Source organism: Moraxella sp. CTOTU47724, assembly GCF_032014955.1.
Taxonomy (GTDB): domain Bacteria; phylum Pseudomonadota; class Gammaproteobacteria; order Pseudomonadales; family Moraxellaceae; genus Faucicola; species Faucicola tetraodonis.
Genome location: NZ_DALZSV010000086.1, coordinates 1 through 6,926, shown reverse-complemented (window position 1 = coordinate 6,926; position 6,926 = coordinate 1). Strand labels below are relative to the sequence as shown.

Here is a 6,926-nt window from a genome sequence, read left to right as displayed (position 1 = left end):
AAACTCGACAAAATTCCTTACCGCCCTATTTTTTCCGTTTTCTGTACTGACCCCTATATGCCCCATTCAGACCGTCTTTGGTTTGTGATAATACTTGCTCAATTTTGTGGTTATTGGGGTTTTGGTTATCTTTGAGCAAGGTGGTGAGCATACTGACTTGCATTTTGAGATACGATAACGACTGTGCCAGTGAGTCATGTAGCTCTCTTGCCATGGTGTTGCGTTCTTCCGACAAAATTAGCTGATGCTCTTGTTCCCGCTGTTTTTTCCCTGCAAACATCAGTCCAATGAGGTTGGCAAGGGTGTTTAGCAATTCATTTTCATCAAAAAAGGGTTCTTGACTATCGGCAAAATTTTGCCAGTTTTGTTCATCCAATAACGTGATACGATTGATAGGTGATGGCTTTTGGGAAGTAGCAGAGTTTGTGGGCTGGGGTTGTTTGCGGATGCCCTTGCCGTGATGATGGCGTGGCTTGACCAGTAATTCACCCCACTGGGTTTGTAGGCTGTTTATCGGATATACCCAAACGCCCTCATCATGCTTGATGTCACAGGTTTGGCAATGTGCTTGGGGGCAAAAACTTCGCCCAAGATGTCTTTTATCACGAATGCCCAAGCTGTGCATCGCCATCGCATCTTTGAAGTTATCATTGTGCAAATTAGCATCATGTAGGCACAGGCTAATGTCAAAATTGGGCAATACCGCACCAAACTGCTCGATAAGTACCTGTAGCCGTGCATAGGCAACTGGCTGTTGGTTAAGCTGTTTGGCAAAGTCATAGAGTAAGGTCAACGCTTGGTTACTTTGGGTAAGGTGGTAGGTTTTTTTGGCAACTTCGGCTTCTAGGTTGTTTTGGTAGGCTTTGAGGGTACTGGTCATTTGGTTAAAAGAATCACCCAACTCATTAAACTCTTCATAACCTGCGATATTAACGCTGGTGTCTTCCCCTTTACCAAATTGTTGTGTCGCCTTACGCAGTTGCCCAACAGGAATCAATACATTTTGTTGCATCTCATGTAACCCTGCCAACATGATAATGATGGTAAGTAACAACGCCCCAATTTGTAAGTTCTGTTGAAGGGATTGTCGATGCTCATTGCGGGTCTGAATTTGTTTGACCAACTTGTCAACATTATCAATATAGCGAAGTGAAATCGCATACAAGGCATCGCTATTGCCCTCTCTAACGCTCGTTTCAAGTGCTGGCTGAAGCTCTGTTGTCCAAATCTGCCGAATGGTGTCAATTTGCTGATTAATTTGGTTATCCCGATTGCCTTGCGACTGCTCATAATGAGCCAACTGGGCAAGACGACTTTGCATATCTTGGGTAAGTGCTGCCAGTAGCTCATCTTTACTCAAATGGCTGTCAATTGGCTGTGAAGCAGGAATACTTCGGGATAGAGCATCATTGGGTGATAACTGTTGGGATTGTATTTCGGGTTGTATTTGGGGTTGCGATTGTACTTGTGACTCATGGTTGGTGGATTGGTTAGCTAATGCTTGGGCATTGGCTGGGGTTTGTGCTGGTCGATTTTCTTGTTTTACCACCAAATAATTAATGCGGTAAGTCGCCATCCGCATCGAACCTGCGGTATTGACCGCCTCAGCATCTGACTGAGCAATCCATGCCAAAATCCCGCTAACCATCGCCATACCGACTGCCATCACCATGACAATCGCCACCGCACACCATGCCCGAACAGGCAGTGAGTTGCTAATACTGGGCAAAAAACGTGAACGAAATACTGACTTTTGCAAAACTACCCCTAAATAGTTGTGATGGCAAAATCGTATAGGCTTTTACCTAACTTGCGTAAGAGTTTAGCATAAATAATTGAAAACTAGCGACTTTATAAAATAATCCCATCGCAAAAGCCATACTACTTTAGCAGTAATTTGCATCATTATTGCCCTTGCCAGTCGCAGGTTTCGCCCCTGCCAGACCGGCAAAACCCCTTCATACCTTGCTATGATATTACCCATACACCCATTTTGTGTAAGCTGGAGCATATCATGGCAAGTCTAAAAACCAAACAATATATGGTGCTGACCTCATCCACTATCGCCTTTACGGTATGTTTTATGGTATGGATGATGTTTGCGGTACTGGGGATTCCCCTCAAAAAATCGTTGGGTCTAAGTGAAACCGAATTTGGTCTATTGACTGCGATTCCTGTGTTGACAGGCTCACTGGTACGGTTACCGATTGGGCTGTTGACCGATAAATTCGGTGGTCGGATTGTATTTTTTATTTTGATGTTGGCGACTGTGATTCCGATTTACTGTTTGTCGTTTGCCAGCGAATATTGGCACTTTTTGGTATTAGGTCTGTTTGTCGGTTTGGCAGGTGGTTCATTTACCGTGGGGATTGCCTATGTCGCCAAATGGTTTGAACCACAAAATCAAGGGTTGGCAATGGGCGTCTTCGGGGCGGGGAATGCAGGTTCGGCACTTACCAAACTCATCGCCCCCAGTATCATCGCCATTAGCACTTGGCAATTATTACCCAAAGTCTATGCGGTGATGATGTTGGTGACGGCAATTGGATTTTGGTTTTTGACCTTTGACAACAAAGAACACCGCACCGCCAGTAATGCCAGTATCAGCAGTCAATTAGCCGTGCTAAAAGACCCAAATGTGTGGCGTTATAGCCAGTATTATTCGATTGTGTTCGGGGGTTATGTGGCGTTGGCGTTGTGGATGACGCACTATTATGTGGATGAATATGGTTTTAACCTCAAAACTGCGGCGTTTTTGGCAGCTTGTTTTAGTTTACCTGGCGGTGTACTGCGTGCGTTGGGTGGCTGGTTATCAGACCGTTATTCGGCTCATACCGTGACTTGGTGGGTGCTTTGGGTATCCATGTTGATTCTATTCGTGTTGTCGTATCCACAGACTGACCTTGTGGTTCAAACCGTTACTGGCAATAAAAGCTTCCATTTAGGCTTAAACTCCACCCTATTCACCGTGTTGATTTTTGCCCTTGGCATTACCTTTGCGATTGGTAAAGCCTCGGTGTTCAAATACCTGTCTGATGACTACAAACAAAACATGGGAGCAGTGTCAGGCGTGGTTGGTTTGTTCGGTGGTCTAGGTGGCTTTATCCTACCCATTATGTTCGGTATGGCGGTGGATATCACAGGCGTGCGTAGCTCTGCGTTTATGATTATGTTTGGCGTGGTGTGGGTGTCGCTCATTTGGATTTATATGAGTGAAGTGCGTCCTACTATGGAAAAAGGGCATCAAGAACAAATGGCGTTGAAAAAAGCTCAGAGTTAAATGCTGGCTTAAATACTGGCGAAACCAAAAACCCACAAGTTATCTTGTGGGTTTTTTATGTTAAACCTTATCTACTCCCAAAGGATAATATTGCCCCTGAAACCTAGCCCTTGGCATAAGATTTTTTTGCTCAAAAAATCATTATGCTAACAAGGTAAAAAATCCTTTTGAGGCAAATCAAACGCACCCCAAGGGCATATTGGAGGCTCTTATGAACAACGAACTAAAAGGCGGTCGCCGTATTGACGATTGGCGACCCGAAGACGAAAAATTTTGGGCAAATGGTGGTAAACAAACCGCCACACGCAACTTATGGATATCCATTCCCAACTTACTACTGGCGTTCTCCGTGTGGGTGCTTTGGTCAGTGGTCGTGGTGCGTATGCCAGACGCAGGCTTTCATTTTAACAAAGCCCAACTCTCTTGGCTAACTGCTTTACCTGCCTTATCTGGGGCGACGTTGCGGATTTTTTATTCGTTCCTTGTGCCAATTTTTGGCGGACGTAAATTCACCACCCTTGCGACCTTATCACTCTTGATTCCGACCATTTGGATGGGCTTTGCATTACAAGACCCAAATACCCCTTTTGCCACTTTTGCTATCATTGCTTTGCTGTGTGGGTTTGGTGGGGCGAACTTTGCCTCTAGTATGTCCAATATCTCGTTCTTTTATCCAAAATCGCAACAAGGCACAGCGATGGGCTTAAACGCTGGTTTGGGTAATTTGGGTGTGTCGGTCATGCAGTTTTTAGTCCCTGCGGTGATTGGCGTGGGTATCTTTGGGGCGTTGGGCGGTGATGCCCAAACCACTGCCAAAGGCACGACCATGTATCTACAAAACGCTGGTTTTGTGTGGGTGCCTTTGATTATCATAGCTGCCCTTGCCGCTTGGTTTGGTATGAATGACTTGTCGTCTGCCAAAGCGTCTTTTAAAGACCAATCGGTGATTTTCGGTCGTCAACAAAACTGGATTATGTGTATCTTGTACCTTGCGACTTTTGGTTCGTTTATTGGGTTTTCGGCGGCATTTCCGATGTTGATTAAACAATCATTCCCAGATGTGAATCCGCTTAAAGTGGCGTTTTTAGGACCTTTGGTTGGTGCGTTATTCCGTCCGTTCGGTGGCTGGCTTGCTGACAAATTGGGCGGTGCAAAAGTCACCTTAATCAACTATGGCGTGATGGCATTGGCAGTGATGGCAGTAATGTACTTCCTAAAAGCAGGGAACTTTGCAGGGTATTTTGCGTGCTTTATGGTGCTATTTATCACCACTGGGATTGGTAATGGCTCGACTTTCCGTATGATTCCTGTGATTTTCCGTACTTTCCATGAGCGTTTGGGCGGTGCAGATTGGCAACTCAATGCTCGTAAAGAGTCAGCAGCGGTGGTTGGTTTTACCTCAGCCTTTGCGGCGTATGGTGGGTTCTTTATCCCTAAAATGTTCGGTTCAGGTCTTGGGGCGAATGGTACGTTTATTACTTTGATTGTGTTTTATGTGATTTGTATGGTGCTAACATGGTGGTACTATAGCCGTAAAGGGGCCGAGTTTCCAAGTTGATTTTAGAACCTGTTCTGAGTACATACAACAACCCACAAAATACGTCATAAAGGTCAACCGTCCTTGGTTTGGTCCTCTTCCTTGCACTTTCTAAAATAGGTAGTATGTGCTCGAATTGTTTTCGGCCAATGTCGCTTGGATAGGCTTTTCTCATGGTGAATAATTCGGTTATTAATCAATTATGTGGCTTATCCTAGTTTGACCCTTGCAACGTTATCCAATGTGGCAAATGCACTTGGCAAAAAGCTAAAAGTTGAATTTGTTGATGATTTGGCAATGGCATAACAAATAGTGCTTGCAAATATCTCTCCCAAGTAGCTTGTCCAAGGTAAATCTTCCCCTATTACTCCCAAATGAGTATTGTTGCGATTGGTGAATCGGTGCAAAATAAACTTGAGTAAAGCACTGGGAATTCACCATGTCCACCAAAATACCGACCAAAACGTCATCAAAGCTGCCGACCAACCTGCACGCTATCGCATCCGCTAGTTATCCCCCCAAATCCCCACACCCTATCCTAAACTTAGGCTTTCGGGTGTTCTTTGTCGGGGCATCGGTGTTTGCCATTATCACCATGGGGCTATGGCTTGCGGTATTGCAAGGCTGGACAGGCTTTACACTGACCGCTTTCACGCCTTTTATGTGGCACGCCCATGAGATGATTTTTGGCTATGCGTTAGCGGTCATCGCAGGCTTTCTGCTCACTGCGGTGAAGACATGGACAAATCAGCCCATGCCGTATGGGTGGCGGTTGTTTGCGATATTTCTGCCTTGGGCATTGGCAAGGCTGACATGGGCGTGCTTACCGCATTTGTCGTCTGATATCACAGCGATTGGGCTAAGGCTTGCCAGTGGACTGGATATTCTTTGGTGGTCGCTGGTTTGCGTAGCGGTGTTTACCCCGATTATTCGGGTACGTCAACGTCGCCAAATCGGTATCCTTGCCAAACTTGCTTTGCTATGGCTTGCATTTGTCATCTTCGCTATTGGGGCATGGCGTTCCGATATCGCATGGCAAAAGACAGGCGTATATCTAGCGTTTTATCTGATTATTGGGGTAGTGCTGACCATTGGGCGACGGGTCATGCCGATGTTCATCAGCAATGGGATCAATCATCATCTGCCCAAAAACGCTCCCAAAGTAGAACTCAAAAACGCTGTATGGGTGGATAGGGTCAGTCTGTTTGGCTTTCTTGCCTTTATGCTCGCAGACTTGTGCGGCCAGCCTGTGGTTGCGTCACTGTTTGCCCTTGTCACAGCATTGGCGAATGGTTATCGGCTGATGGGTTGGTATCACAGTGGGATGTGGGGCAAGCCGTTGGTATGGTCGCTGTTTGTAGCGTTTGGCGGTATGGTGGTGGCATTGGGGCTGTTTGCGGTGTTGCCGTGGGCAGGTTTTGCCCATAGCTTTGCGGTGCATACATTGGCATTGTCAGGGATTGCGGTGATGACATTGTCGATAATGAGCCGTGTGAGTCTAGGGCATACAGGGCTGTCGGTGCATGAGCCACCTAAAGTGGTCGGGGTGATATTAACGCTTATGGTGGTGACTATCGTTACTCGTGGGCTGTTGCCGATTGTATTGCCCGCTTACTATACACAGCTGTTGACTGTGTCGCAGGTGTTATGGCTTATCAGCTTTATACTGTTTTTGTGTGTGTATCTGCCGATTTTAAGCAAGCCTAGAAAGGACGATTTATTTGGTTGAATTTAAATCTTCAAAAGTAAAATATTGCGTACCAAAACAAAATTATCTTATTAACTTGACTTACTCCCCTTGCTAAAGCAAGGGGATTCCTTCCACAAGACGGTCAAGCCCGACCGCAAGAATGTTTTTACTGGCATTAATATCTCTATCATGCCATGTGCCACACGAAGCACAAGTCCATTCTCTTATTCCAAGCGATGTTCTACCTTTCGGACTATTGTCGGTGATGTCACCACAACACGAACATCGCTGGGTCGTGTATCGTTCATTCACGATTTCAAAACGGCAACCTGCGTTCTCGCATTTGTAGGTCAGTTGTCGTTTCAGTTCAAACCAACCTGCATCGTAAACCGATTTGGCTAGTTTGCCTTTTTTGTTGT

General features: G+C 45.7%; 5 protein-coding genes and 1 pseudogene. 3 read left to right on the top strand and 3 right to left on the bottom strand.

Annotation, left to right across the window (positions count from 1 at the left end):
* Positions 1-25: 25 nt before the first annotated feature.
* Complete coding sequence (locus RTR63_RS11360) at positions 26-1,759, bottom strand: histidine kinase (protein WP_312524341.1); 1,734 nt, start codon at positions 1,757-1,759, stop codon at positions 26-28.
* Between the two features lie 282 nt (positions 1,760-2,041).
* On the opposite strand from RTR63_RS11360, the gene RTR63_RS11355 reads away from it, so the two are divergent.
* Positions 2,042-3,280, top strand: a complete 1,239-nt coding sequence (locus RTR63_RS11355; RefSeq protein WP_312524343.1) for an MFS transporter — start codon at positions 2,042-2,044, stop codon at positions 3,278-3,280.
* A gap of 211 nt (positions 3,281-3,491) precedes the next feature.
* On the top strand, positions 3,492-4,838 hold the full coding sequence (locus RTR63_RS11350; RefSeq protein WP_312524339.1) for a NarK family nitrate/nitrite MFS transporter: 1,347 nt from the start codon (positions 3,492-3,494) through the stop codon (positions 4,836-4,838).
* Positions 4,839-4,845: 7 nt separating this feature from the next.
* Here RTR63_RS11350 and RTR63_RS11345 read toward each other — a convergent pair.
* Positions 4,846-4,992: pseudogene (locus tag RTR63_RS11345) on the bottom strand (IS5/IS1182 family transposase); the annotation flags it as partial.
* 264 nt (positions 4,993-5,256) lie between these two features.
* Between RTR63_RS11345 and RTR63_RS11340 the strand changes: the two are divergent.
* A complete protein-coding gene (locus RTR63_RS11340) occupies positions 5,257-6,546 on the top strand; it encodes an NnrS family protein (protein ID WP_312524337.1) in 1,290 nt (429 codons plus the stop codon).
* A 72-nt stretch (positions 6,547-6,618) separates the two neighbouring features.
* On the opposite strand, the gene RTR63_RS11335 is transcribed toward RTR63_RS11340, so the two are convergent.
* Positions 6,619-6,926, bottom strand: a 308-nt coding sequence (locus RTR63_RS11335) for an RNA-guided endonuclease InsQ/TnpB family protein (protein WP_312524335.1), incomplete at its 5' end; no start/stop codon positions are given.

Bases quoted from the DNA above. Each gene is read 5' to 3' on its own strand.
- RTR63_RS11355 (WP_312524343.1), top strand. From the start codon at position 2,042: ATGGTGCTGACCTCATCCACTATCGCCTTTACGGTATGTTTTATGGTA.
- RTR63_RS11350 (WP_312524339.1), top strand. From the start codon at position 3,492: ATGAACAACGAACTAAAAGGCGGTCGCCGTATTGACGATTGGCGACCC.
- RTR63_RS11340 (WP_312524337.1), top strand. From the start codon at position 5,257: ATGTCCACCAAAATACCGACCAAAACGTCATCAAAGCTGCCGACCAAC.